The sequence below is a fragment of the Mesorhizobium sp. WSM4842 genome (assembly GCF_055901575.1).
Genome location: NZ_CM148372.1, coordinates 3,611,526 through 3,635,386, shown reverse-complemented (window position 1 = coordinate 3,635,386; position 23,861 = coordinate 3,611,526). Strand labels below are relative to the sequence as shown.

The window sequence follows — 23,861 nt, the reverse complement described above, 5'->3', positions numbered from 1 at the left end:
GAGACCGCTATCCCAGGAGATGCGAAGCGGCCAAATGCGTAACTGGGTGACAAAGTTCTGGCGCTCGCTTTCTGCCGGCGGCCTCGTCGCGGGCACGCTGTTCTTCGTAGCTTCTCTTACGCCGACCCTTGTTCCTCGAACCTATCTGACCCAGGGCGTGCTCTCCGGGGCATGTTTCGCCGCCGGATACGGCATCGGAGTCGCGTGGCGCTGGCTGTGGGCCTATATGGAGCTTCCGGAACCGCGTGAGCGGTTCCTGCTTGCTCTCAAGATCGCCGTCGCGGCCATTTGCGCAGCAATCGCCATCTTGTTTTTATGGTGGGCAGCGGAATGGCAAAATTCAATCCGTCAACTGATGCACCTCGAACCCGTGACGAGCGCGCATCCGCTTGAAGTCTGCGTCATCGCGATCGTCACGTTCCTGATGCTCATCGCGCTGGCCCGGCTCTTCAAACGCATCTCCCGTTTGATTTCAGAAAGGTCGGGCCGCTTCGTCCCCCGCAGGGTTTCGAATGTGATCGGTTTCACTGTCGCGATACTGTTGTTCTGGGCGGTCGCAAATGGCGTGCTCGTCCGCTACGCGCTCTACGTCGCCGATTCGTCCTTCGCAACGTTTGATGCCCTCGTCGAACCGGATCGAGCGCAGCCGACAGCTCCGCTCAAGACCGGCAGTGCCGCTTCCCTCGTCAGCTGGAAAGAACTTGGACGGGCAGGACGAGAGTTCATCGCGACGGGACCTACCGCTAGCGAGATAAGCACGTTCACGCAAAAGGATGCGCGCGAACCCATCCGGGTCTATGTGGGGCTTCGGGCGGCCGACACTGCCGAAGAGAGGGCGCAACTTGCCCTTGAGGAATCAAAGCGCGTCGGGGCCTTCGAACGCTCCGTACTGGTCGTCATCACGCCTACCGGAAGTGGCTGGATCGATCCCGCCTCGATGGATACGGTTGAATACCTCCACAATGGCGACGTGGCGAGTGTTGCCCAGCAGTACTCCTATCTGTCGAGCCCGCTATCGTTGCTGGTCGAGCCGGAATACGGCTCGGAAGCAGCAAGGGCTTTGTTTGCCGCAGTCTATGAATACTGGACGACGCTTCCCCACGACAGGCGACCCAAACTCTATCTGCATGGCCTGAGCCTCGGAGCGATGAACTCCGAGAGATCGGTGGAGCTTTTCGAGATCCTTGGTGACCCTGTCCACGGGGCGCTGTGGAGCGGTCCGCCCTTTGAGAGCAGAATTTGGCGCAGCATAACGGACCATCGCAATGCCGGTACGCCCGCTTGGTTGCCGCGGTTCCGGAACGGTTCGTTCGTCCGCTTCATGAACCAGAATGGCGAGACCGGTCCGGCGGACGCGCCTTGGGGTCCCATGCGCATTGTCTACCTCCAATATGCCAGCGATGCGATTACGTTTTTCGATTATCGCGACTTCTATCGTCGTCCCGAGTGGATGGACGCTCCACGCGGCCCGGACGTCTCGCCGGAACTGCGGTGGTATCCGGTGGTATCGATGCTGCAGTTGGCCCTTGACATGGCCGTCGCGACCAATACGCCGATGGGCTATGGTCATGTCTTTGCGCCCGAACACTACGTCGACGCGTGGCTCGCGGTGACTGATCCGCAGGGCTGGTCTGCCGACCAGATCGCGCGATTGAAGCAGTATCTTGCCGCTCGCGGCAGGATGTGATCGCCGCCTGCGACGAGTGCGTTATGCGAGCGGTTTGTTTACGAAAGTCTACACATTTGGCATTCGACTTTGGCTTTCCACACGACATAAGGAGATCCTCATCATGTCGGGCAAACCTAAAAAGGGCCTCGATCGCCGGGATCTAATTGTAGCATCCATTGCCTCGGTAGGCGCGGCGGCCGTCTTCGCGGCCAATGCTGGTTCTGCGAACGCCCAGGACTCAGCGGCTTCATCCGTTAGCCCGACACCGGGTGCGCCATCAGCAACGATCTATACCGGCGATGTGATCCAGGGGAAAAAAGTCGTCAGCGTGCTCGACGTCAAGGACCTGGAGCCCGGCAAGAAGCATTTTTTGTATTTTCAGGGCGTGCAGATGCCCACCGGACAGCACTGGTATGTGTCTGTGACGGTCGCTAGGGGGACAAAGCCGGGCAAGCGCGCTGTCCTGGTCAGTGGTGTGCATGGTGACGAGATGAGTTCTGTGCATACGGTCCAGACCGTGATGAACCAACTTGATCCGGCGGAGATGTCGGGCACAGTGATGGCGGTCACGGACGTGTCCCGTCCAGCCATGGAAAGCATGCAGCGCAGATGGCCCAATTCTGGCAGGGCATTGACCTGATCGACATGAATAGGGAATGGCCCGGCAACGAGAACGGTGCCAGTGCGGCCAGCCGCCACGCCGGTCTCCTGTTCAACCGGCTCCTTCGGCCGAACGCTGACGTCGCAATCGACTTCCATACCGGGACGACCGGATTCGATGCCTCCGCATTCAATATTGGCGACATGGATGTGCCCGAGATCAAGGCGATGCTGGAACTTTATCCAGTGGGCCAGATCTTCGACAATCCTGTGTATCCAAGCGTCCTTCATAACGCGTTTGTCGCCGCGGGTATCCCATCCTTTTGTCCGGAGGTTGGTGCTGCGCGTATCCTCGACCTTGAGATGATTCCCCTATTCGTTGAAGGCACGATGAACGTCCTCAAGCATCATGGCATCCTTGCCGGGCCAATGGGACGCACAGGCAAGGATGTGAATGTTTTTTGTCGGCAACAGTGCGTTCCCGATCCTTGCAACCCAGGCCGGGTTCGTCGAGCATCTGGTCAAGCTGAACGACAAGGTCGGACCCGGACAGAAAGTGGCCATTCAGCATACAGCTTCGGCGAGGTGGTTGCGGAGTACACCAGCAGCGTGGCTGGAGAGGTGGCGGGGCTGCGCAGCGATACGACGGCCGAGGCCGGCAATACCTTGGTATTTGTCCTTTTCCACAGGGCGGCGCCGGAGGGCGTCGAGACTTATCCCGAGTAGTTCACACCCTGCCGAGGCGGCTTAGGTGAACTGACGAGCGATCGCGGCAATCCAAACGCGTCGCCGAAGTGGTGCTCTATGGTGAAATTCGATATCGCCGGACTGGAGGCGGCGCCGACAGATTGAGCCTGACCGTGCTCGTAGGATCCGTACTCCAAAAACGACTAGCGATGGAGCGTCCGTTTCCCACCCAACTTGCGTCGTCCCGGCTCTCGGCGTCAAATGTCCGAGAAGGGTCCGAACTCGGTCGTTCAGGTGATTGGGTTTTGACCCTAATGCAGCGCCTTCGCCAGCGCCGCCACCATTGTCTGCGGCCGGTAGCCGAGCTTGGCCGGTGTCAGGCCGAGCCGCACCACCACCAGCTTCTCGGAGGGAATGATGGCGACCGTCTGCCCGTCATGGCCTTCCATCCAATAGGTATCCCGAGGCAGGCCAGCAGCGATGCCGGCGCCGGGGTTCTCCTCGTCGCCCGGCCCCTCGATCCACACCTGGCCCCTGCCGTAGACTTTCGAGGCGGGTGCAGCTTCCCGCATCCAGCCGACGAAACCGGCAGGCAGGATCTCCTTGCCGTTCCAGACGCCGTCCTGCAGCAGGAATTGGCCGAAGCGCGCCCAGTCGCGCGCGGTGGCGTAGAGATAAGACGAGCCGACGAAGGTGCCGTGCTCGTCGGCCTCCAGCACCGCGCTCTGCATGCCGAGCGGGTCGAACAGTGCGACCCGTGGCCACGCCAGCGCCTCGTCCTTATCTCCGATCGTATCCTGCCAGAGCCGCGACAGCATCACTGCCGTGCCGCTCGAATAGGAAAATACCTTGCCCACCTCGCCGGTCAGCGACTTGGATCCGGCAAAGCCCGCCATATCAGGCTCGAGGTAGAGCATCCGCGTCACGTCGGTAACGTCGCCATAATCCTCGTTGAACTCCAGCCCGCTCGACATCGCCATCATATCGGCGAGACTGATTGCAGCGCGGCCGTCGGCTTTCCAGGGTCCAAACAGGCCCTGGTTCGTCATCACCATCTTGCCGTCCTTCACCACCGTGCCGACGATCGCGGCATTTACCGTTTTGGTCATCGACCAGCCAAGCAGCGGCGTCTTCTCGGAAAAGCCGTTTCCATAGCGCTCGGCGATGAGGCGGCCGTTCTTGACCACTATCACCGCCCGCATACCGGCGCCGGTCATTGCAGGATCGTCGAGGATGTTCGCGATTTCGGGGTTCTGCGAGGCATCGACCTTGTCGCCCTCCGGCCAGAGTGCATCGAGCGGCGGCGCCGGTGTCAGCGCCGGCGCGGCGACTGCTTTGGCCGTGGCGATGTCGCCATCCGGAACCGAAGCACAGCCGAGCCCGTCTCGAATGACCGCGACGCTCTTGCCGAACACGCCGAACAGCCCCGCCCAAACCGTGCCCTGCTCCTTGTCGACGGAGACCCTCATCAGCCTGAGCAACGGATGGCCCGGCGCCTGCACGTCGACGGCGAGCACCTGGTCGGCATCGCGTCCGGCGAGAAAGACATTCGAGCAGACGATCTTGGCCGTATAACCCGAGCCGACGCGGATCAGTTCCGGCGGCGCGATGTAAAGCCAGGCGGCGAGTGCTGCGACCGCCAGCACGGCCAGCCCGAGCAGCCATTTCACTAGCCTCAGAACAATCCGCATTTTTCCAACTCCCCCGCACGCTCATCTATGTCATCGATTTGCCGCCATTGCTTCGGCAAAATCGCGGTTCTGGTCGAGCGCTGTCAACGGAATATCAACCATGATCGGCGATCACTGATGCATGTCACCCAAAAGCATGCCCCCGGGCCCGAACCGGGGGTGCGCAGCGGTTTTGGGATTACGACATGCATAACAAAGATTAAGGCGCGCCGAAGCGGCGCACTTTAAAAGATAGAGCGGTCCTGTGGGGCGATCGCTTGGGGGCACGGTCGAGGGACCACCTGCAGCAACAACCCATCAGCGGCCGGCTGAAACCGGTTCAGGAGTAGCGATGCGCCGTCTCGCGGCTTTCATCTTGCTGACGCTGCTGGGCGCTTGCTCGACCGTCGACGATCTTGCACCGTCGCTGCCGGGCGCCCCGACCGTTGCGGTGCGCGCACCCCGTTTTGACGACTCCGACCCGCATGAATGGGACAGCGGCGCGCCGTGGAGCTATGCCGTTCACGGCACCGACGTCTCCAAATACCAGACCTCGGTCGATTGGCCGGCGGCCAGGGCCAGCGGCATTTCCTTCGTTTTCATCAAGGCGACGGAAGGCGGCGATCGCTTCGACGCGTATTTCAACGAGCATTGGAGCCGCACGAAAGCCTCAGGAATCCCGCGCGCGGCCTATCATTTCTACTATTTTTGCACCCCGGCCGCCACGCAGGCGCGCTGGTTCATCCAGAACGTGCCCAAAGACCGCTCGGCGATGCCGCCGGTTCTCGACATGGAATGGAACCCGCAATCGCCGACCTGCAAGCTGCGCCCCAATGCGGCCACGGTGCGCAGCGAGATGAGCACATTCCTCGAAATCGTCGAAACCCACTACGGCAAGAAGCCGATCATCTACACTTCGATCGATTTCTTCGACGACAACGGCCTGTCGGTTTTCCGCGGCTATCCCTATTGGCTGCGTTCGGTGGCCGGCCACCCGCGCAAGAAATACGGCAGCCACCCCTTCACCTTCTGGCAGTACACCGGAACCGGTATTGTGCCGGGCATCCCAGGCCAGGCCGATATCAACGTTTTCAACGGCTCGGAAACAGCCTGGAACAAGTGGCTGCGGCAGAACACCCGTTGACACCGGGCCTGCCGCCTGCTTTTCGACACAGCCAAATGAAGGATGCTTGCAACCGCTGGTGATCTTCTTGGGGGATGGCGATGCGATTGCGCTTGGAAATTCTCGCGGCGCTGCTTCTGGCCGCTACGGCGGCGCCGGCGCTGGCACAGCAATGCGGCGGCGATTTCGAGGCATGGAAGCAGGGCGTAGCGGCGGAGGCCAGGAACGCCGGCGTCGGCACTGCCGGCCTTGAGGCGCTGGAAAAGGCCACCGCCGACAAAAAGGTGCTGGCGCGCGACCGCGCCCAGGGCGTCTTTACCCAGACCTTCATCGAGTTCTCGAACCGGATGATCTCGGCCTATCGGCTAAAGCAGGGCGCCGCCAATCTGAAAAAATACGCCGACGTCTTTGCCCGCGCCGACCAGGAATTCGGCGTCCAGCCGCCGATCATCGCCGCGTTCTGGGCGCTGGAAACGGATTTCGGCGCCGTGCAGGGCGATTTCCACACGCTGAACGCACTGGTCACGCTCTCGCATGACTGCCGCCGCCCGCAACTCTTTCGCCCGCAGATCACGCCGCTGCTGACCCTCATCGATCGCGGCGTCGTGCCGGCCGATGTCACCGGCGCCTGGGCGGGGGAAATCGGCCAGACACAGATGCTGCCGTCCGACTATCTCGGCCGCGGCGTCGACGGCGACGGCGACGGTCTGATCGACCTGCGCAGCAGCGCGCCGGATGTGATCATGACCACGGCCAACAAGATCATGTCGCGCGGCTGGAAACGTGACCAGCCCTGGATCGAGGAAGTCCGCGTGCCCGACGACATGCCATGGGACCAGACTGGCCGCACCAACAGGCTGCCGCTGACGCAGTGGGCTCAGTGGGGTGTCACCAACCCCAACGGCACGCCGCTTGTCGACAACGGCCTGAAGGCAGGTCTCGCGCTGCCCATGGGCCGCAAGGGTCCGGCCTTCCTCGTCTACGACAATTTCGACGTCTACCTCGAATGGAACCAGTCTTTCACCTATGCGCTGACCGCTGCAAATCTCGCCGCGCGGCTGGCGGGTGCGCCGCACTTCGACCCGCGCAATCCCGAACCCGGCCTCAACGGCGCCCAGATGAGGGCATTGCAGACAAAGCTCGAGGCCAAAGGCTATGACGTCGGAACGGTCGACGGCATCCTGGGCACCAACACCCGCGAGGCGATCCGCAAGGAGCAGATGCGGCTTGGCCTGCCGGTCGACGGCTGGCCGACGCCGGAGCTTTTGGCGAAGCTGCAGGTTAGTGAGTAGTGAGTGGTACTAGTGGTGAAAGCCTGACGCTTGGTACCCGACGCGCAGGGCAGTTCAGGGTGGAGAGTTCGCGTTGACGGTCTGAACGGGCAAGAAGCGACAGTTGCGGACGATCGGAAAGTCACGTCGTTTGTTGCGATGGTGATTTACCTACGAATGCCCATCGTTTCATTCCGGCAGGCCAGCGAGCCGCAACCCTTCGACGTATCGGGCAAGGAGAGCCTTATCCCGATATGGCGCGCGGGAGCTGTATCGCTCGATCGAGAATTCCGGATTGAGCTTGAGAAGTTCGCTAGCGGCGCGACGGGCGTCCTCCAAGCGACCAAGTTGGGCATATGTTGCCGCCAGCAAGCGGTAGGCGGAACCAAGGTCCGCCATCTTTTCCAAAAGGGACAGGGCTTCGAGGTAGTTTCCGGAAAGGTATTTGCTGGCCGCAATGTTCCAAAGGTACCAGTCGGGTCGGCTGGGATTGAGCCGTAAAGCCAGTTCTCCGATTCTGGTCGCGTCCTCGAGACGCCCGAGATAGCCCAAGGCATCGCAATATTCGGCGAGGAGATCGCAATTGTTGGGCGCAAGCTCGCGGCCGCGTTCGTAACAGCCTATTGCTCTTTCAGCTTCCCCCCGCCAGAGGTAAACGACGCCCAGCGCCCAGTGGACATTGGCGTCGTAGGGACTGAGTTCAAGGGCTTTGCTCGCCGAAGCGAATGCACTTGCCAGCGTGGTTTCCAGATCGACGCGCTCATTCCATTTCAGCCTGAGTATCTCGAGCCAGGCGAGTCCCAGGTATCCGCGCGCGTAGCCCGGATCGTCGTTGATCGCGGCGACGAACATCTCTCTGGCAAGTCTGAGGTCATCCGGATTCAAGCTCATCTCAAGATGCCTGCCGCGCAGGTAAAAGTCGTATGCCCTCAGTGCGGTTAGCGGTTTGCCGAGAACACGGTGGCGCTCGGCCTCCTCGATCTTGATGTTAAGGGCGGCCGGAATGGATTGGGACAGCTCGTCTTGGATGTAGAACACATCGACAAGGTCGAAATCGTATTTCTCCGCCCAGATGTGTTCATGTAACGCATTGGTCAGATTGGCATTGACCCGGACGCGATTGCCGAGCCGCCTCACGCTGCCCTCAAGAGTGTAATGCGTGGCCGGAGCATTCTGTTGCGGCTCTGAACGAGGCAAGCGAACGATCACGTTTAACCCGGAGAAGCGCGACAATGCGGCGACGATATCCTCGGTTATGCCGGCGGCGAAATACTCCTGGTCGGGATCGCCGCTCAAATTCACAAACCTCGAGACATAGAGAAGCGTTCTGTTCGACGCGATAGCAGGATTATTATCCTGAACGTTGAGCGACGGCGGTGCCATGAGGGCGGTGGGCGTGTGCTTGGATGGCGTGTCATCATCGATGATGACATTGAAAATCCGGAGCGGACGTTCAATGTTCTTCAACGCCTGCTCGCCCGCATCTTCGAAGCTGATATACAGGCGGTTGCCCACAGTATCGCGCACCGATGCCGAGACCGCGACGCCCCCAGGCCTGGCGATGCTCTCGATGCGCGCCGCCACGTTTACGCCGTCACCATAGACGTCTTCGTCTTCGAACAGGATGTCGCCGATATTAATGCCGATGCGAAATTCTATTTGCCGATCGCGACGGACGTTCGTGTTCCTCGTCCGCATCTCCCGTTGGATTTCGACCGCGCAGAGAACCGCTTCCTCGACGGCGCGGAACTCCACCAACATGCCATCGCCCATGAGCTTGATGATGCGGCCATGATGCAATGCGACCTTGACGTCCAATAGTTCCTGACGATGCTTCTTCAGGGCCGACAAAGTACCTTTCTCGTCAATTTCCATCAGCCGGCTGTAGCCGACTACGTCAGTGGCCATGATGACGGAGAGTTTCTGTTCCATCAGCGCTCCCCACTCCTACAAGCAACTAGATAACACATCCGCACCGCCGAAGCATCGAACTTGCGCGGCCGGAAATGGGAAGATGATTACACGATAGGTTCCTGAGGGCTGCGGAAATTTCGGCTGCCGGCATGGACAACTTATTGAAAGGCAATTCCGTTTTTGATTGTCGGCTTCGGGCTCAATCACGACCTTCCAGCAGAAGCATTTAAGGGCAGCACAGGGTCGGATCTTGCCGTTCATTGCGGGTACCAAGCGTTAGGCTTTCACCACTAGGTACTCACTGCTGACTACTGACTTATTCACTATTCACTATTCACTATTCACTAATCCGCCATCATCTCCAGGGCTGGCAAATCCCTGCGGCGCGTCACGTTCATCGAACAGCGTCACCGCCTGGCAAGCAGGAAGTCGATAAACACACGCAAGGCCGGCGGAACCTGCCGGGAGCTCGTATGATATAGATGAAAGCCCGGAAATCTGGGCGACCAGGCTTCGAGAAAACGGATGAGCTTGCCGGTTTCGATCCACGGCCGAACCTGGTAATCCAGCACGTAAGCCACGCCGATCCCATCCAGGGCCGCCCTGATCATCAGTTCCGTGTCGTTAACAGTCAGACCGCCGTTCACGGCTATTTCGAAAGCGCGCTGGCCTCGCGCGAACTCCCATCGATAGATGTTGCCGCCACCGGGCCACTGGAAATTGATGCATTGGTGATGGTGCAGGTCGGCGGGATGACGGGGCATGGGGTGATCCTCGAGATAGCTGGGCGCCGCCACCGCAGCCATCTCCATCTCGTCGCCGAGTTTCACCGCCACCATGTCCTTATGCAGCCGCTCACCAAGCCTGATTCCGGCATCGAATCGTCCCTCGACAATATCGGTCAGCATGTCGTCGACGATGATGGTGAGGGCAATATCGGGATAGGCACGGCGGAAATCGCCGAGGATGGGCACGATGAAACGCATGGCGGCGATGCGTGGAACATTGATGCGCAGCGAGCCTGCCGGTCGATCGCGTGATGCATGCGCGTCGGCGACAGCCCCTTCGAGTTCGCTGAATGCCGGAGCGAGGCGGGCAAACAGCGTTTCGCCTGCAGCGGTCGGCGACACGCTGCGGGTCGTGCGGTTGAGCAGCCGGACACCGACACGCTCCTCCAGCCCGCGTATCGTCTGGCTAAGCGCCGGCGGCGAAATCCTGAGCCTGGCCGCGGCGCGGACAAAGCTGCCTTCCTCGACGATCGTCGCGAACGCCTTCAGCTCGGAAAACTCGGTCCCTCGCATTATGTACCCCAGACTTAATAAGCCTGTTCGATCATAGGCCATTATCTGAGCAATAGCATGCCCCTAACTTCCACATGGAACCGCCGGTTGATTTGGAACGGCCGTAGCCAGACGAGACAGCTATGTATCATTCGCTTGAAGGCAAAATCGCGCTCGTGACCGGCAGTTCGCGCGGCATCGGCCGCGCCATCGCCGAGGGGCTCGCGACACACGGGGCGGCCGTGGTCGTCAATCATGTCGGTAACGAGAAAGCCGCTCAGGAAGCCGTTGCTGCGATCCGCGAGAATGGCGGCAAGGCCGTCGCCATTCAGGCCGATATCTCCAGCGTTTCCGACATAAGCCGGCTTTTCGATGAGACCGAAAAGCAGATGGGGGCGATTGACATCGTTGTCGCCAATGTCGGCGTCGCCGTCATAAAGCCGTTCGTCGAGGCCACCGAAGCCGACTTCGACCACGTCTTCGGCGCCAATGCCAAAGGCACCTTCTTCACGCTTCAGGAAGCGGCGCGCCGCGTGCGCGACGGTGGCCGTATCATCGCGGTTTCCACCGGTGGAACCAAGATGTTCTTCACCCAGACCGCCCTTTATCTCGGCAGCAAAGGAGCCGTCGAGCAGTTCGTCCGCGTCCTCTCGCGCGAGCTCGGACCGCGCTCCGTCACCGTGAATGCGCTTTCGCCGGGCTTTACCGACACCGACCTGCTCCCAGAGCGGGACCGGGCTGTGGCCGCCGGCATGTCGCCCTTTGGCAGGATCGGAGCGCCGCGCGACGTCGCCGATGTCGCGGTTTTCCTCGCCTCCGACGAGGCCCGCTGGCTGACCGGCGAAAACATCCAGGCCGGCGGCGGCGTGGCCTGACCGACCGCAGCCTATGCCCAAACCCACAAACGTTGTTCAGCGCGACGGCAAAAGCCGAGATCGAGATCGATCTCTGGTTACGGCAACCCGAGAACTATGCCGCCGCACTCAAACTCGTCGCAAAGCCCCGAACCAACGAGTATGACCCCGGAGCGGACGTCCGCCCGATTTCGACCGGGAGAATGATCGCGCTATGTTTGCGAATCCCCAGAGACAGCACTTCGGAACTGGTGCCGCAGAGTAGGCTTATGCACTTTGCCGACCGCGCTGCGGGGCAGAGCTTCCACGAACATCGCCGTGCGCGGAACCTTGTAGCGCGCCAAGGCGGTGGCGCAGTGTGCCAGCAGCTCGGCCTCTGTGACCGCCGCACCATTCTTTCTCACTACGATGGCGCAGCCCACCTCGCCCCAGCGCGAATCGGGCACACCTATCACTGCCGCCTCGGCCACCTCAGGATGGCTGTAGAGAACATTTTCGACTTCGGCTGGATAGACGTTCTCGCCACCGGAGACGTACATGTCCTTCCAGCGATCGACGATCGTGACAAAACCCTCCTCGTCGACCCGCACGGCATCGCCGGTGCGCAACCAGCCGCCCTCGGCGAAGGCGGCGCGCGTCGCTTCCGGCTGGTTCCAATAGCCCGGCGTGACGGCGGGACCACGGACCCAGAGCTCGCCGACCTCGCCCGGGGCGGCATCGCGCGCCGCATCGGCCACCACGCGCACTTCGACGTGCATGACGGGCTTGCCGGCCGAGTCCACCTTGCGCGCAGCATCCGCCGCCTCGAGATTGAGGATCAGCGGACCTGTCTCGGTCATGCCGTAGTTCTGTCTGAGTACTACACCTTTGCGCCGCCAGGTTTCGAGGAGCGGGACGGGAACGGGTGCCGCGCCGACGAAGGCACCCACGACGTTGGAGAGGTCAGCCGCAGCGAAATCCGCGTCCGCCGCCATGGCCTGGTAATGCGCCGGCACGCCGTGCAGATGCGTCACGCCAAGCATCGGATCGGCCAGCTGCCGCAGCGCCTCGCCGGCATCGAAGCGCCGTGTCACCGCGACAGTGCCGCCGGCATAGAAGGTGGGATTTGCGTAGATGTTGAGGCCAGCCGCGTGAAATAATGGCAGGACGCAGAGCAGCACGGTCTGCGGCGACAGCACGGCCACGCCAATGCAGTTCACTGCATTCCAGAAGTTCATGCCGTGGGTCGCGATGGAGCCCTTGGCCACGCCTGTCGTGCCGGAGGTGTAGAGTATCGTGCAGACGTCGTCATGCATGAGCCGGTGCGGCGCTGCGAGCGGCTGCGCCGCGGCGATGGCGCGCTCGTAGGGGCTCTCCTCAGGACCGCGCAGCAGGCGATGCACGATGCCGTGGCGGCGCGTCAGCTCATCGGCAACACCGGCAAACTCGGGGTCGTAGATGAGCACAGCGGGCGTGCAATCGGCTATGATGGCGTCCAGTTCGGGAAGCGCCAGCCGCCAGTTCAGCGGGACAAAAATGGCGCCGAGACGGAAGCAGGCGAATTGTAGCTCAAACGTGTCGGTCGAATTGTGCGCCAGCAGCGCTACGCGCACGCTGGGCGAGACGGCGCAGGCCTCCTGCAGGTGCCGCGCCAGGGTCGCGATGCGCCGATCAAACATGCGGTAGGTGAGGCGGCGGCCGTCTTCCAGATTTACCGCCGCGAGCGCCTCCGGCCGACGGGCGGCATGATGGGCGATCCAGTCATGGTGGCATGTGGACATTCTGGGCTATGTTGCACATGGGCTTAGGTTCGACAACGTGTCTGCATTTAGCACTTCCGCGACATGGAGGCAGTCGTGAAGAAGAAGCATCTTCAAATCGAAAGCAGACTTCCGTACGCGGCTGGGCCGTGCCGGTTTATGAGTTCACGAACTAACTAATCCGCCATCGTCTCCAGGCTGGCAAACCCCTGCGGCGCGTCGCCTTCGTCGAACGGCGTCGTCACCTCGACGAACGTGTCGGGATAGAAGCCGTTGAACCGTGTCCTCAGCGACAGCGAATAGGCGCCGATATGGCCGATCTCGATCCAATCGCCGGTATCGACCGTTTCCGGCAGCCAAAACGGCCGCGACAGGATGTCGACGGAATCGCAGGTTGCGCCGCAGACCTTGAACGGCACGATGGTCTTCTCCTCGCCATTGCGCGAGCGAATCGCCGGGTCTGGAATGAAGCGCGCCGGCAGCGTGATCTTGCCGGTCCACGAATCCGACAGCGACGCCCAGATGCCGTCATTGATGTAGAGCCGCTTGCCCTTGCGCAGCAGCACGCGAACGATCAGCGACAGGCAACGCGCCACGATCACCCTGCCCGGCTCCGCCACCAGCGGCATCTGGTCGAACTGGTATTCCTTCAAATCGCCGGACAGCCGCGACATGATCTGGCCGAGCGATGGCATCTCGATCTGCTTGCGGTTGGGATCATGGCCGTATTCGGCGGGAAAGCCGCCACCGACGTCGAGCCCGGCAATGTCGAAGCTGACGCGGTTGCGCACCCAGTCGGCCGAGGCCAGCGCCCGCTCATAGGTGTCGGGATCCTCGATCTGGCTGCCGACATGGAAGCACAGGCCGACCTTGTAGCCGGTCCGGTTCAGCCGTTCGGCCAGATCGACGGCATTGGCCGGCCCGGCGCCGAATTTCTTCGACAGTTCGTAGGCGGCCGATCCTTTGGTCTGGATGCGCACGAACACGGTGATCGCACCCGGATCGATATCGAGCGCCCGCACCACGCGGGTCAGCTTGGTGATCTCGTCCTCATGATCGAGCGAGATGACGCGGATGCCGTATTTCTCCAGCGCCAGCTTGATGTCCGACTGTGCCTTGACCGGATGCATGTAGAGCATCTCGGCGTCGGGCGAGACGGCGCGCACGGCGGCGAATTCGCCGGGCGAGGCCACGTCAAAGGCATTGACGCCAGCCTCGGCCAGCGCGTTCAGCACGATCTGCTCGCCGTTGGTCTTGACCGCATAGGCGGTCTTGCCGGGAAACATACCCATGAACTGCCTGGCGTCCGCCTTCAGCACCTGCGGGCGGAAGCAATAGATCGGATCGTCCGGGCGAAGCGCCAGCGCCGCTTCGCGCGCATTTTCGAATCGCTGCATGGACGAATCCCTTGACCTAGACTGCGCACAATTAATCCAACCTATGCGTGAATGAAAACAATTCTATGTCTCGCGGCCCAGACGCTGCGGCGCTACGCCAGATGACAGGCCAGACAACAGGAAAAGCTAGCCTACCGATCTGGTTTCGGGTGGCCCTTGCCGTCGAACAGGATATGGCCTGAACAGACGCCTGATTGGCTTGGCATTCAGAGCCATCTGGGAGGACGATCCATGGCGATCACAACCACGACTGCAATGCGCGGACCCATGGCCCTGAAAGACTGGGCACAGCTTCTGCTGCTCGGTGCGATCTGGGGTGGCTCGTTCTTCTTTGCCCGCCTTGCGGTTGCCGAGATTCCGCCGTTGGTGCTGGTGCTGTTTCGCGTCGCCATTGCGGCGCTGGCACTGCATCTCTATCTCGGCCTGCGCGGTCCGTCCTTCCGCCTCGCCTTGCCGCATGCCGGCCTGTTCTTTCTGCTGGCGCTCGTCAACAACGTCATTCCCTTCTCGCTGATCTTCGCCGGCCAGACTGAGCTTGGTGCCGGTGTCGCCTCGGTGCTCAATTCGACGACGCCGTTCTGGACGCTGGTCCTCGCCAACGCGCTGACATCAGACGAAAAGCTCTCCTGGAACAAGCTTGCCGGGATCGCGCTCGGCATCGTCGGCACGGCGGTGATGATCGGTCCCGGCCTGCTTGCCGGGCTGGGCGGGCCGGTCTGGGCGAAATTCGCGCTGGTCGGCGCGTCGCTGTCCTATGCGGTGGCCCTGATGATTGCCCGCCACTTGAAGGGCGTGCCGTCACCGGTCATCGCCACCGGACAATTAACCGCCTCGACCATCATCATGATCCCGGTCGTGCTGCTTGGCCACGGCACTGCCAACCTGTTTTCGGCCTCGCTGCCGGTCTGGGCAGCGGTGTTGGCGCTGGCCCTGCTGTCCACCGCCTTCGCCTACATTCTCTATTTCAACCTCGTCGCCTCGGCCGGTGCCACCAACGCCTCGCTGGTCACGCTGATCGTGCCGGCCAGCGCCATCCTGCTCGGTTGTCTGTTCCTGGGCGAGCGGCTCGAATTGTTCGAACTCGGCGGCATGGCGCTGATCGCGCTCGGCCTCGTCACCATCGACGGGCGCCTGTTCGGCCGACGTTAATGCATGTCGCCCAAAAGCACGCCCTCGGGCTTGAACCGAGGGTGCGCAGCGCCTTTGCGATAACGCGCAAACGACGCTCTAACTCGTTGAATCTTCGCATCGACTCGAAAATCGATTCCGATTCTCGGCGGCGGTAGCGCTGTCATATGCATTCTTGCCCCAGCTTCGTCACATTTTATGCACAGGTCCGAAGCGGGATTTTGCCGAAGAGTTTCAATACCTAACGGCAAATGGCCGGTCGTAAATTCCACAATGTCGTCGCATTGCAGCATATTTTCCGCTTGCCTGTGGCACAAATGACCCTAGACTCTGGCCATAGCTCTTTAAGAGGAGGCTATGACGTGGGACTCACGAGGCCAATCAACGCATTGATGATCTGTGCTGCTTTTGCATTCATCGGAGCCCTGATAATGGGCTTTCTTCCGTAGACCCGCCAAAGCAACGGAAGATCAGCACCGAATAGTCCAAGTCATCGAAAAGGCCGGGTTTTTACCCGGCCTTTTTGCATTTCCAGAGACTTGGCCGAGACTTACGCCGCAGCAGACCCCGCAGCTTCAGCCTCATGCGAGCGGATGCCGATCATGTGGCAGACGGCGAAGACCAGATCGGCCCGGTTCATCGTGTAGAAATGGAAATCGCCGACGCCGCGCTCGACAAGGTCCAGCACCTGCTCGGCCGCCACCGCGGATGCCACCAGCGCATGCGTCTGCGGGTCCGTCTGCAGCCCGTCGAAGCGCTCGGCCATCCACGCCGGCACCAGCGCGCCGCAGCGCGCCGAGAAATTGGCGACCTGGGTGAAATTGTGGACCGGCAATATGCCCGGCACGATCGGTATGTAGATTCCGGCCCGCCGTGCCCGCTCGACATAGCGCTCGTAGAGATCATTGTCGAAGAAGAACTGGGTGATCGCCCGTGTCGCGCCATTGTCGACCTTGCGCTTCAGCATGTCGATGTCGGTGGCGAAATCCGGGCTCTCCGGATGCTTTTCCGGATAGGCGGAGACCGAGATGTCGAAATCGCCGACACCTTTCAGCGCCCCCACCAGTTCGGCGCCATTGGCATAGCCGTCCGGATGCGGACGGTAGGCGGCGCCGACGCCCTCGGCCGGATCGCCGCGCAAGGCGACGAAGCGGGTGACACCCATGTCGGCGAATTCCTGAATGACTTCATCGACCTGGTGACGCGCCGCATCGACGCACGTCATGTGCGCCGCCGGCGTCAGCGCCGTTTCGTTGAGGATGCGCTTGACCGTGCGCGCCGTGCGCTCGCGCGTCGAGCCGCCGGCGCCATAGGTGACGGAGACGAATTTCGGCTTGAGCGGCTGCAGCCGGGTGACTGTGTCCCACAGCCTTGCTTCCATCTCGTCGCTCTTCGGCGGGAAGAACTCGAACGAAACTCTGACCTTGTCGCCAATGTCAGGGCGGCGGGAAAAGCGGAACTGGTTCATCAGGCGGTTTCCCCTATCGGATAGGCATTGGCCGGTTGTGCGTGGTTGGAAGGATCGGCGATCAGCATGCGCTGGTCACGGCCGAGCCACAGTTTGACGGTGAGCCTGGCCTCGTTGCCGCCGCGCGGCTCGAATTCCTGGCTGTCCTCGAGATCGAGCCCGGCCTCGGAAAACCACTCGGTGATCTGCCGGTCGGAAAAGCCGAGCCGCACATGCGCATGCACGTCGCGCAGGAATTCCAGTGCGTGCGGAGCGAAATCGACGATCACCAGCCGGCCTGCCGGGCGCAGCAGCCTTGCTGCCTCGCGGATGGCGCGGGCGGGATCGTCGAGATAGTGCAGCACCTGGTGGATGGTGACGAGATCGAAGGCGTCGCGCTCGACCGGTGGCGCAAAAATATCGCCCTGGCGCACCTGAGCATTCGAAATGCCGGCTTTGTCGAGATTGGCGCGCGCCACCGTCAGCATCTCGCGCGACATGTCGATGCCGATGCCGCGCCGGTAGAGCGGCGAAAAAATCTCGAGCAGCCGCCCGGTGCCGGTGCCAAGATCGAGCATCGACTGGAACGGCCGTTTGCCGACGAGCTTGAGCAGCGCCGCCTCTACGGCACGGTCCGGCACATGCAGCGAGCGGATATGATCCCAGCTTGCGGCGTTTACGGAGAAATATTCGGCGGCGCGATCCTGCCGCTTGCGCTTGACCGCTGCCAACCGCTCGAGGTCACGCTCGACCTGCGGATCGGCATCCCGGATGCCGGAGACCAGCCTGAGCACGAAATCCCGCGCCGCATCCGAATCCGACAGCCGGAAGAAGGCCCATGAGCCCTCCTGATAGCGGCCGATCAACCCCGCCTCCAGCAGCAGCTTCAGGTGGCGCGAGACACGCGGCTGTGACTGGCCGAGGATTTCGGTGAGATCGGAGACGGTCAGGTCGCCGCGCGACAGCAACGCCAGGATGCGCAACCGGCTGGATTCGGCCGCCGCCTTCAATGTATCTACCATGGTGTCGAGAGCGACATGCATGCGAGCATTCTCTTTGAAAAAGATATAAACATATGTTTATGTCGATTTTGATAGCCTTGCAAGCGCTATGTCGCTTCCGGACAAGAAAATGGCGCATGCGTGACGGATCGCGCAAAGCCGGAAGCAGGATCGGGGCGAAAATCCATGTTCGAGACGCGCAGCGGCGAAAAGCTTCTGGAAACCGATCCGGCCGATATGCCGCCGGACGGCCATGTCGTCTTCATAGGCCGCATTGCCTCGCCTTGGACCGCGCGGGAAACTTGCCCCAAGAACATGAAAGCCGCGCGGGAAACCGGACAGCAGGCGGTTCTCACGATCGACCAGCGCTATCGTAGCGGCCTGCTTGGGCTGGAGCGGGCCAGCCACGTCATCATCCTGTCCTGGCTGCACCACGCGCCGCGGACCCTGATTGTTCAGAAACCCCGCCATGCGACTGAACCGAAAGGCGTTTTTTCGCTGCGCTCCCCGGCCCGGCCGAACCCGATCGGGTTGCATATCGCCAGGCTCGTCGCCCTCGACATCGATACGGGCCGTATCGATATCGATGCCATCGACGTGCTCGACGGCACGCCGGTCATCGACATCAAGCCTTATTTCGCATCGACCGACGCCTTTGCCGAGGCGACCATTGCCGGACGGGACGGGCCGGGACGGGATGGGCAATGAGCGCGCCGACCGGCCGCCGCCGCGCCATCGCCAAGGCGCTGACAGCGCTTTTGCCGCTGGCGCCCTATGCCGACATGGAAAAGATCCGCGCCGACGCCGGCGCGGTGCATATGAAGAGCTTGCCGCCGACGATCGCGGTGTGGCTGGCGACCATCGCCCATATCCGACATGTGCACACCGACTACGAAAAACTGCTGGCCGAAGGCTACGACCGAGACTCGGCGCGCTTCTTCGTCATGGAACAGACCAACATCGTGCTGACCCGCTGGCGCGCCACGCGTCTGCTCGACGACGAGGAGGAAGAATAACAAGTTCCTCGATGGCCCAGCGGCAGGACCAGCCTGTGTCTTGTACCACCCGCCGTGCCGCTCTATCCCGCTATCTGGTCGGCGAAAAACGACCTGACGGAGGACGTGATGAGCAACTCGATCGATCCACATGCCAAACCACTGCCCTCGATCTCCGCCCATCACATAGACCCGCACTCCTATCCGGACGGCGTTGCCTTCCTGGACGGGCAATATCTGCCGATGTCGCAGGCCAAGATCTCGGTGCTGGATTGGGGCTTCCTGCATTCCGACGCCACCTACGACACGGTGCATGTCTGGGCCGGTCGCTTCTTCCGCCTCGACCTGCATCTCGATCGCTTCTTCGGCGGACTGGAAAAGCTGCGCATGACGATCCCGTTCGACCGCGATGGCGTGGCCGAGATCCTCGAAAATTGCGTGGCGCTGTCGGGTCATCGCGCCGCTTATGTCGAGATGCTGTGCACGCGCGGCACCTCGCCGACCTTCAGCCGCGACCCGCGCGACGCGGTCAACCGTTTCATGGCGTTCGCTGTTCCCTTCGGCTCGGTCGCCAATGCCGAGCAATTGCAGCGCGGCCTGCATGTGGCGATCAGCGACAAGGTGCGCATCCCACCGGCTTCGATCGACCCGGCGATCAAGAACTATCATTGGCTCGACCTGGTGCGAGGCCTCTACGACGCCTATGACCGCGGCGCCGAGACCGCGCTGCTCCTCGATTTCAACGGCAATGTCGCGGAAGGCCCCGGCTTCAACGTCTTTTGCGTGGATGACGGTAAACTGTCGACGCCGGCTGCCGGCGTGCTGCCCGGCATCACCCGTCGCACCGTCTTCGATCTCTGCGCGGAGGCAGGGCTTGCCGTTGCAGCGGCCGATGTCAGCGTCGCTGCGCTGCGTCGGTCCGACGAGGTCTTCATCACCTCGACCGCCGGCGGCATCATGCCGGTAACGATGATCGACGGTGTTCCGGTCGCGGACGGCAAGGTCGGCGCGATTACCAGGCGCCTTATGGCGATCTATTGGCAAATGCACGAAGACCCGGCCTGGTCGAGCCCGGTACGCTATCCCTGACCCATCCCTGGCCGACTGTTATGGCGCAGGCTCTCATCAACAAAACGTGCTCAACCTTGATAGGTCCGGAATGCTCCGTATATGCTGGAACGGAGTAGCCTCCGTTTAGACCATGATCCCCGAAAGTGGAATCCGGTTTTCGCTGGAGATCATGGTCAAGCAAGAACTCAAAATCAAAGCCCGCAAGGGCAAGAATTGGTGGATCATGACACACAAGGTTTGGTTTATTACCGGATCGTCGAAGGGTTTCGGCCGCGTCTGGGCAGAAGCAGCACTCGCCCGCGGCGACCGCGTCGCGGCAACGGCCCGCGATGCCGGCACGCTTGCCGACTTGGTCGACAAATATGGCGACCATATCGCCGCGATTAAGCTAGACGTCACCGACAAGACGGCCGTCGATGCCGCCATTGCCGAAGCGCATAACCGCTTCGGCCGGCTCGACGTCGTCATTAACAATGCCGGCTATGGCCATTTCGGGGCCATCGAGGAAGTCAGCGAACAGGAGGCCCGCGATCAGATCGAGACCAACGTGTTCGGCGCTCTCTGGGTGACCCAGGCCGCCCTGCCGATCCTGCGGGCGCAGAGGTCCGGCCACATCATCCAGATCTCGTCGATCGGCGGCGTCAACGCCTTCGCCATGATCGGTCTCTACCACGCCTCGAAATGGGCGCTGGAAGCCTTTAGCCAGTCGCTTAGCCTGGAGGTCGCGGAGTTCGGCATCCACGTGACGCTTGTCGAGCCGGGCGGTTTCTCCACCGACTGGGCCGGACCGTCCGCCAAGGTTTCGAAGCCGATCGCTGCCTATGAGCCGGCTCGTGCCGCGATGGCGGAGCGCCGCAAGCGCTCGGTGGCCGGTGATCCCGCCGCCACCGGACCGGCAATGCTTGAAATCGTCGATGCGGCCGAACCGCCGCTTAGGGTGTTCTTCGGCGATGGCGGCCTGCCGATGGCCAACCAGGAATATGCCAATCGCATCGCGCTGTGGGAAAAGTGGGATCACCTGTCCATCATGGCGCAGGGCGCGAACAAGAACCGCAAGGCCGCCTAAGACCGATCCGGAAATCGCTACGCCGCCATGGCGGCGTAGCCCCAGCCTCACCCGCCCTAAGCCCGGTAAATCCACTGCTCGGGCACACGCACCGAAATCTCCTCGCCGGTCGTGATGCGGCCTGGTTTTTCGACCCAGGCGACGAGGCCGCGCAACCGCTTTGCCGCCTTCGGGAACAGCAGCGCGCCGGCCTCGTGGTCGGCCATTCCGGCATTTTCGGCGACCGATCGCCCGGCGATGCGGCAAGGTCCGTTCTGCGCGTCGACCTTGATGGTGACGCCTCCCCTGAAGAACAGCAGCGTGCCGGACGGCAGCATGGAGAGATGCGGCAGGCCTTCGATCAACAGATTGGCGCCGATCCACTCCGGCTTGATCTCGGCGATGCCCATCCGCCGGGCAACGATCGCCAGCTCGTCCGCCGCCACAACAGACAGCTGCCGCTCGTTGCGCATCTCGGTGCCGCGTGGATACCAGGGCTCGCGCCCGCCGGAGCGCCGCGTCGCGCCGGCGTGGAAATCGCCGTCAATGCCGTCGAAGCCGAGCCGTAGTTCATCCACCGCGCGTGTCTCGAAATGATCTGATGGCGCGACGTAAACCGCGACCACCTGCGCGGCAAGCTTCCGCGCCGGGATGATTTCGACCGGGTTGTCGGTCTCGGGGAAGAGATCCGGCATAGGCTTCGCTCCTTGCGTGATGCCAAGCAATTAGCCGCAGTGAGCTCATCAGGTCCAGTCTAAAGCGCTGATGCCCCAATCAAGCAGACTGATGCGATTACACACCGGCGCCCGCTAATGCTGGTGCCGTTCGCGCCAAGACCGATCAGAGCATGCGCAATAGCGCCCCGCCAATCGAATAGCCGGCGCCGAAGGCGCAGAGCAGGCCGTAGTCGCCCGCCTTCATGTCGGCGTGGTTCTCCGACAGGGCGACGATCGCGCCGGCGCCGGCGGTGTTGCCGAGGCGCTCCAGCACCATCGGCGCGCGGTCATGGCCGACCTCGTGGCCGAACGACAGCTTCAGGATCATGGCGTTCATCCGGGCATTGGCCTGATGCAGCCAGAAGCGCCGGATCGCCTGCGGCGTCAGCCCGTGCTCGGCCAGGAACTCGACGATGAACTTGTGCCCGGCGACGGTGACTTCCTTGAACACCTTGTTGCCGACCTGCTTGATCAGGTTGCCTTCCAGATTGATCATATACGGATCGTCCTGGGCGGTGCGTGTGTAGTAGCCAAGATTGGTGCGGATGTTGTTGGACATCTGCGTCCAGGTGCGCGTGTCGAGCACCTCGAAGCGTCCCGGTCGCTTATCGCCCTGGGCAAGCCCCTCGACGACCATCGAGACCGAAGCATCGCCGAAGATGAAATGCGTCTGCCGGTCGCGGAAGTTGAGATGGCCGGTAATGATCTCGGGCGTCGTCACCAGCACGCGCCTGTGTGCGCCCGCCCGCACCAGATTGACCGCAATATGCAATGCCGCCGCCGCCGATGAGCAGCCAAGGCCCATGTCGAAACCAGCGCCCTTCGTGCCCATCGCCTGCTGCATCTCGATAGCGATCGCCGGATAGGGCCGCTGGTGATGCGAGGCCGAGCAGATCACCAGGTCGATATCCCCAGGCTCCAGGCCGGCATGGTCGAGCGCTTTCCTGGCCGACGCGATGCCGAACTCGGCTTCGAGCGACAGCGCATCGTCGGGCCGCACCGGAATCCGCGGCGCCATGCGGGTCGGGTCGAGAATGCCTTCCCGCTCGATCACATGGCGGGTCTGTACGCCCGAAGCATGGACGATGAAGGCACTGTCCGACTTCTGCAGCAGCGTCTCGCCCGAAGCCTCGCGGCGGACATTCTCCGTGTCGACCCAGGCATTGAAGCTGTCGACCAGTTCTTCATTGGTGATCGAAGGCTCGGGGATTTCAACGCCGATACCGCTGATGATGACGCGATGCATTTCCACCCCATGCGCAGGCGTTGCGGCTCTCATTTGGGCGCCGCGAAGGTTGGGCGCAACTGTTTTTCGTACCTGGTGGGTGTTTACGCCGGCTTAAATCAAATGCCTGAGGCAAAAGACCACAACCTTGCGTTGCCGAAATGCGCATGGTGCGGATCAAGCGCCGCCAGGCACTGCCTCTCTCGGTGTGGCTACCGTTTCTAAGCGGATCGCCGCGCGACTATGAACAGGCGCGGAAAACGCAGCAGCACCTTGCCGTTTGCCGTCTTCGAATAGGCTTGGGTTATTCTGGCAGTGTAGCGATTGAGGAAAAGCCGGCGCTCGTCCTCGTCGAGCGGATCGAGGAACGGCTTCAGCCCGGTCGACTTCAGCCATTCGACAATGGCTTCGGCACCGGCAAGCGGATGATTGTAGGCGGTGTGCCAGATGTCGAGCCGGTCGGAGAACGGCGACAAAAGATCGTAGTAGAACGACACCGGCGGCAGCGGCCCGCCCGCAGCACCCCTAAGCTTTTCGGCAAACGGCATTTCGGCCGCCGTCTCCCGCATCAGCCGGTGCGAGGGTTCGCTCATATTGTCGGGCATCTGCACGGCAAGCGCGCCGCCGGGCGCCAGAAATCCCATCAGCCGCTGGAAGATCGCCGGATGCTCCGGCAGCCACTGGAATACCGCATTGGCGAAGATCACATCGACCGGCTGTTCGGGCAGCCACGCCGCCGCATCCGCCAGCTCGAAGGTTACTTCAGGCAGACGCGCCCTCGCCTTCTCGATCATGTCAGGCGAGGTGTCGAAACCGCTGACCTGCGCGCTCGGCCAGCGCGCGACCAGCAATTCGGTAGAATTCCCCGGCCCGCAACCGATGTCGACCACCCGGCGCGGTGCCTCCACCGGCACCTGCGCGACAAGATCGCGCGACGGCCGCGTGCGCTCGTCCTCGAATTTGAGATATTGGGCGGCGGACCAGTCGGCCATTTCAGCTCCTCAGATCATTTGAGAATTCGCCGCCCCA

The 23,861-nt window shown here is 62.0% G+C and carries 19 protein-coding genes and 1 pseudogene; 10 read left to right on the top strand and 10 right to left on the bottom strand.

Going from position 1 to position 23,861, the window contains the following annotated elements:
- Positions 1-34: 34 nt before the first annotated feature.
- Together AC0NIE_RS17545 and AC0NIE_RS17540 are read left to right on the top strand one after the other, a co-directional pair.
- Positions 35-1,687 carry an alpha/beta hydrolase gene (locus AC0NIE_RS17545; protein ID WP_473485232.1) on the top strand — a complete coding sequence of 551 codons (1,653 nt, stop codon included), beginning with the start codon at positions 35-37 and terminating at the stop codon, positions 1,685-1,687.
- 103 nt (positions 1,688-1,790) lie between these two features.
- Positions 1,791-2,995: pseudogene (locus tag AC0NIE_RS17540) on the top strand (M14 family metallopeptidase).
- Between the two features lie 272 nt (positions 2,996-3,267).
- On the opposite strand, the gene AC0NIE_RS17535 reads toward AC0NIE_RS17540, so the two are convergent.
- Positions 3,268-4,647: a serine hydrolase domain-containing protein gene (locus AC0NIE_RS17535; protein ID WP_473485230.1), complete on the bottom strand. Its 1,380-nt coding sequence runs from the start codon at positions 4,645-4,647 to the stop codon at positions 3,268-3,270.
- 331 nt (positions 4,648-4,978) lie between these two features.
- Here AC0NIE_RS17535 and AC0NIE_RS17530 point away from each other — a divergent pair, with 331 nt between their 5' ends.
- Positions 4,979-5,770: a glycoside hydrolase family 25 protein gene (locus AC0NIE_RS17530; protein WP_473485229.1), complete on the top strand. Its 792-nt coding sequence runs from the start codon at positions 4,979-4,981 to the stop codon at positions 5,768-5,770.
- An 80-nt stretch (positions 5,771-5,850) separates the two neighbouring features.
- On the top strand, positions 5,851-7,041 hold the full coding sequence (locus AC0NIE_RS17525; RefSeq protein ID WP_473485228.1) for a lytic murein transglycosylase: 1,191 nt from the start codon (positions 5,851-5,853) through the stop codon (positions 7,039-7,041).
- Between the two features lie 168 nt (positions 7,042-7,209).
- Here the strand turns inward: AC0NIE_RS17525 and AC0NIE_RS17520 are convergent, their stop codons facing one another.
- Both AC0NIE_RS17520 and AC0NIE_RS17515 read right to left on the bottom strand, forming a co-directional pair.
- Positions 7,210-8,952 carry an adenylate/guanylate cyclase domain-containing protein gene (locus AC0NIE_RS17520; RefSeq protein ID WP_473485227.1) on the bottom strand — a complete coding sequence of 581 codons (1,743 nt, stop codon included), beginning with the start codon at positions 8,950-8,952 and terminating at the stop codon, positions 7,210-7,212.
- 389 nt (positions 8,953-9,341) lie between these two features.
- Complete coding sequence (locus AC0NIE_RS17515; RefSeq protein ID WP_473485226.1) at positions 9,342-10,235, bottom strand: LysR family transcriptional regulator; 894 nt, start codon at positions 10,233-10,235, stop codon at positions 9,342-9,344.
- A gap of 122 nt (positions 10,236-10,357) precedes the next feature.
- Between AC0NIE_RS17515 and AC0NIE_RS17510 the strand changes: the two genes are divergently transcribed.
- A complete protein-coding gene (locus AC0NIE_RS17510) occupies positions 10,358-11,089 on the top strand; it encodes an SDR family oxidoreductase (protein ID WP_473485225.1) in 732 nt (243 codons plus the stop codon).
- A gap of 191 nt (positions 11,090-11,280) precedes the next feature.
- Here AC0NIE_RS17510 and AC0NIE_RS17505 read toward each other — a convergent pair whose 3' ends face one another.
- Together AC0NIE_RS17505 and AC0NIE_RS17500 are read right to left on the bottom strand one after the other, a co-directional pair.
- A complete protein-coding gene (locus tag AC0NIE_RS17505) occupies positions 11,281-12,828 on the bottom strand; it encodes an acyl-CoA synthetase (RefSeq protein ID WP_473485224.1) in 1,548 nt (515 codons plus the stop codon).
- A 155-nt stretch (positions 12,829-12,983) separates the two neighbouring features.
- Entirely contained in the window at positions 12,984-14,204 is a 1,221-nt protein-coding gene (locus AC0NIE_RS17500; RefSeq protein ID WP_473485223.1) for an alanine racemase, read from the bottom strand.
- Positions 14,205-14,435: 231 nt separating this feature from the next.
- On the opposite strand from AC0NIE_RS17500, the gene AC0NIE_RS17495 reads away from it, so the two are divergent.
- Entirely contained in the window at positions 14,436-15,353 is a 918-nt protein-coding gene (locus AC0NIE_RS17495) for a DMT family transporter (RefSeq protein ID WP_473485222.1), read from the top strand.
- Between the two features lie 529 nt (positions 15,354-15,882).
- On the opposite strand, the gene metF is transcribed toward AC0NIE_RS17495, so the two are convergent.
- Together metF and AC0NIE_RS17485 are read right to left on the bottom strand one after the other, a co-directional pair.
- Entirely contained in the window at positions 15,883-16,800 is a 918-nt protein-coding gene (gene metF, locus AC0NIE_RS17490) for a methylenetetrahydrofolate reductase [NAD(P)H] (protein WP_123151982.1), read from the bottom strand.
- Positions 16,800-17,822, bottom strand: coding sequence for an ArsR/SmtB family transcription factor (locus AC0NIE_RS17485; protein WP_473485221.1), 1,023 nt, complete (start codon positions 17,820-17,822; stop codon positions 16,800-16,802). Before AC0NIE_RS17485 ends, metF begins: the two co-directional genes overlap by 1 nt.
- A gap of 144 nt (positions 17,823-17,966) precedes the next feature.
- Here AC0NIE_RS17485 and tsaA point away from each other — a divergent pair, with 144 nt between their 5' ends.
- The 4 genes from tsaA to AC0NIE_RS17465 all read left to right on the top strand — a co-directional run bounded on the left by tsaA (position 17,967) and on the right by AC0NIE_RS17465 (position 20,912).
- Positions 17,967-18,488 carry a tRNA (N6-threonylcarbamoyladenosine(37)-N6)-methyltransferase TrmO gene (gene tsaA, locus AC0NIE_RS17480; protein WP_473485220.1) on the top strand — a complete coding sequence of 174 codons (522 nt, stop codon included), beginning with the start codon at positions 17,967-17,969 and terminating at the stop codon, positions 18,486-18,488.
- A complete protein-coding gene (locus AC0NIE_RS17475; protein ID WP_123151985.1) occupies positions 18,485-18,796 on the top strand; it encodes a DUF2293 domain-containing protein in 312 nt (103 codons plus the stop codon). Before tsaA ends, AC0NIE_RS17475 begins: the two co-directional genes overlap by 4 nt.
- A 108-nt stretch (positions 18,797-18,904) precedes the next feature.
- Positions 18,905-19,864: an aminotransferase class IV gene (locus AC0NIE_RS17470; protein ID WP_473485219.1), complete on the top strand. Its 960-nt coding sequence runs from the start codon at positions 18,905-18,907 to the stop codon at positions 19,862-19,864.
- A gap of 205 nt (positions 19,865-20,069) precedes the next feature.
- Positions 20,070-20,912: an SDR family oxidoreductase gene (locus AC0NIE_RS17465; protein WP_473485218.1), complete on the top strand. Its 843-nt coding sequence runs from the start codon at positions 20,070-20,072 to the stop codon at positions 20,910-20,912.
- A gap of 56 nt (positions 20,913-20,968) precedes the next feature.
- On the opposite strand, the gene AC0NIE_RS17460 is transcribed toward AC0NIE_RS17465, so the two are convergent.
- From AC0NIE_RS17460 to tam, 3 genes are all read right to left on the bottom strand, one after another.
- Positions 20,969-21,586: an MOSC domain-containing protein gene (locus tag AC0NIE_RS17460; RefSeq protein ID WP_473485217.1), complete on the bottom strand. Its 618-nt coding sequence runs from the start codon at positions 21,584-21,586 to the stop codon at positions 20,969-20,971.
- Positions 21,587-21,731: 145 nt separating this feature from the next.
- Positions 21,732-22,853, bottom strand: coding sequence for a beta-ketoacyl-ACP synthase III (locus AC0NIE_RS17455; protein ID WP_473485216.1), 1,122 nt, complete (start codon positions 22,851-22,853; stop codon positions 21,732-21,734).
- Between the two features lie 200 nt (positions 22,854-23,053).
- Positions 23,054-23,824, bottom strand: a complete 771-nt coding sequence (gene tam, locus AC0NIE_RS17450; protein ID WP_473485215.1) for a trans-aconitate 2-methyltransferase — start codon at positions 23,822-23,824, stop codon at positions 23,054-23,056.
- Positions 23,825-23,861: the final 37 nt, after the last annotated feature.

Excerpts from the sequence above, each read along its gene's own strand:
- AC0NIE_RS17465 (WP_473485218.1), top strand. The coding sequence starts at position 20,070 with ATGACACACAAGGTTTGGTTTATTACCGGATCGTCGAAGGGTTTCGGC.
- metF (WP_123151982.1), bottom strand. The coding sequence starts at position 16,800 with ATGAACCAGTTCCGCTTTTCCCGCCGCCCTGACATTGGCGACAAGGTC.
- AC0NIE_RS17505 (WP_473485224.1), bottom strand. The coding sequence starts at position 12,828 with ATGTCCACATGCCACCATGACTGGATCGCCCATCATGCCGCCCGTCGG.
- tsaA (WP_473485220.1), top strand. The coding sequence starts at position 17,967 with ATGTTCGAGACGCGCAGCGGCGAAAAGCTTCTGGAAACCGATCCGGCC.
- AC0NIE_RS17535 (WP_473485230.1), bottom strand. The coding sequence starts at position 4,647 with ATGCGGATTGTTCTGAGGCTAGTGAAATGGCTGCTCGGGCTGGCCGTG.
- AC0NIE_RS17495 (WP_473485222.1), top strand. The coding sequence starts at position 14,436 with ATGGCGATCACAACCACGACTGCAATGCGCGGACCCATGGCCCTGAAA.
- AC0NIE_RS17485 (WP_473485221.1), bottom strand. The coding sequence starts at position 17,822 with ATGCATGTCGCTCTCGACACCATGGTAGATACATTGAAGGCGGCGGCC.
- tam (WP_473485215.1), bottom strand. The coding sequence starts at position 23,824 with ATGGCCGACTGGTCCGCCGCCCAATATCTCAAATTCGAGGACGAGCGC.
- AC0NIE_RS17525 (WP_473485228.1), top strand. The coding sequence starts at position 5,851 with ATGCGATTGCGCTTGGAAATTCTCGCGGCGCTGCTTCTGGCCGCTACG.
- AC0NIE_RS17545 (WP_473485232.1), top strand. The coding sequence starts at position 35 with ATGCGTAACTGGGTGACAAAGTTCTGGCGCTCGCTTTCTGCCGGCGGC.
- AC0NIE_RS17530 (WP_473485229.1), top strand. The coding sequence starts at position 4,979 with ATGCGCCGTCTCGCGGCTTTCATCTTGCTGACGCTGCTGGGCGCTTGC.
- AC0NIE_RS17500 (WP_473485223.1), bottom strand. The coding sequence starts at position 14,204 with ATGCAGCGATTCGAAAATGCGCGCGAAGCGGCGCTGGCGCTTCGCCCG.
- AC0NIE_RS17510 (WP_473485225.1), top strand. The coding sequence starts at position 10,358 with ATGTATCATTCGCTTGAAGGCAAAATCGCGCTCGTGACCGGCAGTTCG.
- AC0NIE_RS17455 (WP_473485216.1), bottom strand. The coding sequence starts at position 22,853 with ATGCATCGCGTCATCATCAGCGGTATCGGCGTTGAAATCCCCGAGCCT.
- AC0NIE_RS17515 (WP_473485226.1), bottom strand. The coding sequence starts at position 10,235 with ATGCGAGGGACCGAGTTTTCCGAGCTGAAGGCGTTCGCGACGATCGTC.
- AC0NIE_RS17460 (WP_473485217.1), bottom strand. The coding sequence starts at position 21,586 with ATGCCGGATCTCTTCCCCGAGACCGACAACCCGGTCGAAATCATCCCG.
- AC0NIE_RS17470 (WP_473485219.1), top strand. The coding sequence starts at position 18,905 with ATGAGCAACTCGATCGATCCACATGCCAAACCACTGCCCTCGATCTCC.
- AC0NIE_RS17475 (WP_123151985.1), top strand. The coding sequence starts at position 18,485 with ATGAGCGCGCCGACCGGCCGCCGCCGCGCCATCGCCAAGGCGCTGACA.
- AC0NIE_RS17520 (WP_473485227.1), bottom strand. The coding sequence starts at position 8,952 with ATGGAACAGAAACTCTCCGTCATCATGGCCACTGACGTAGTCGGCTAC.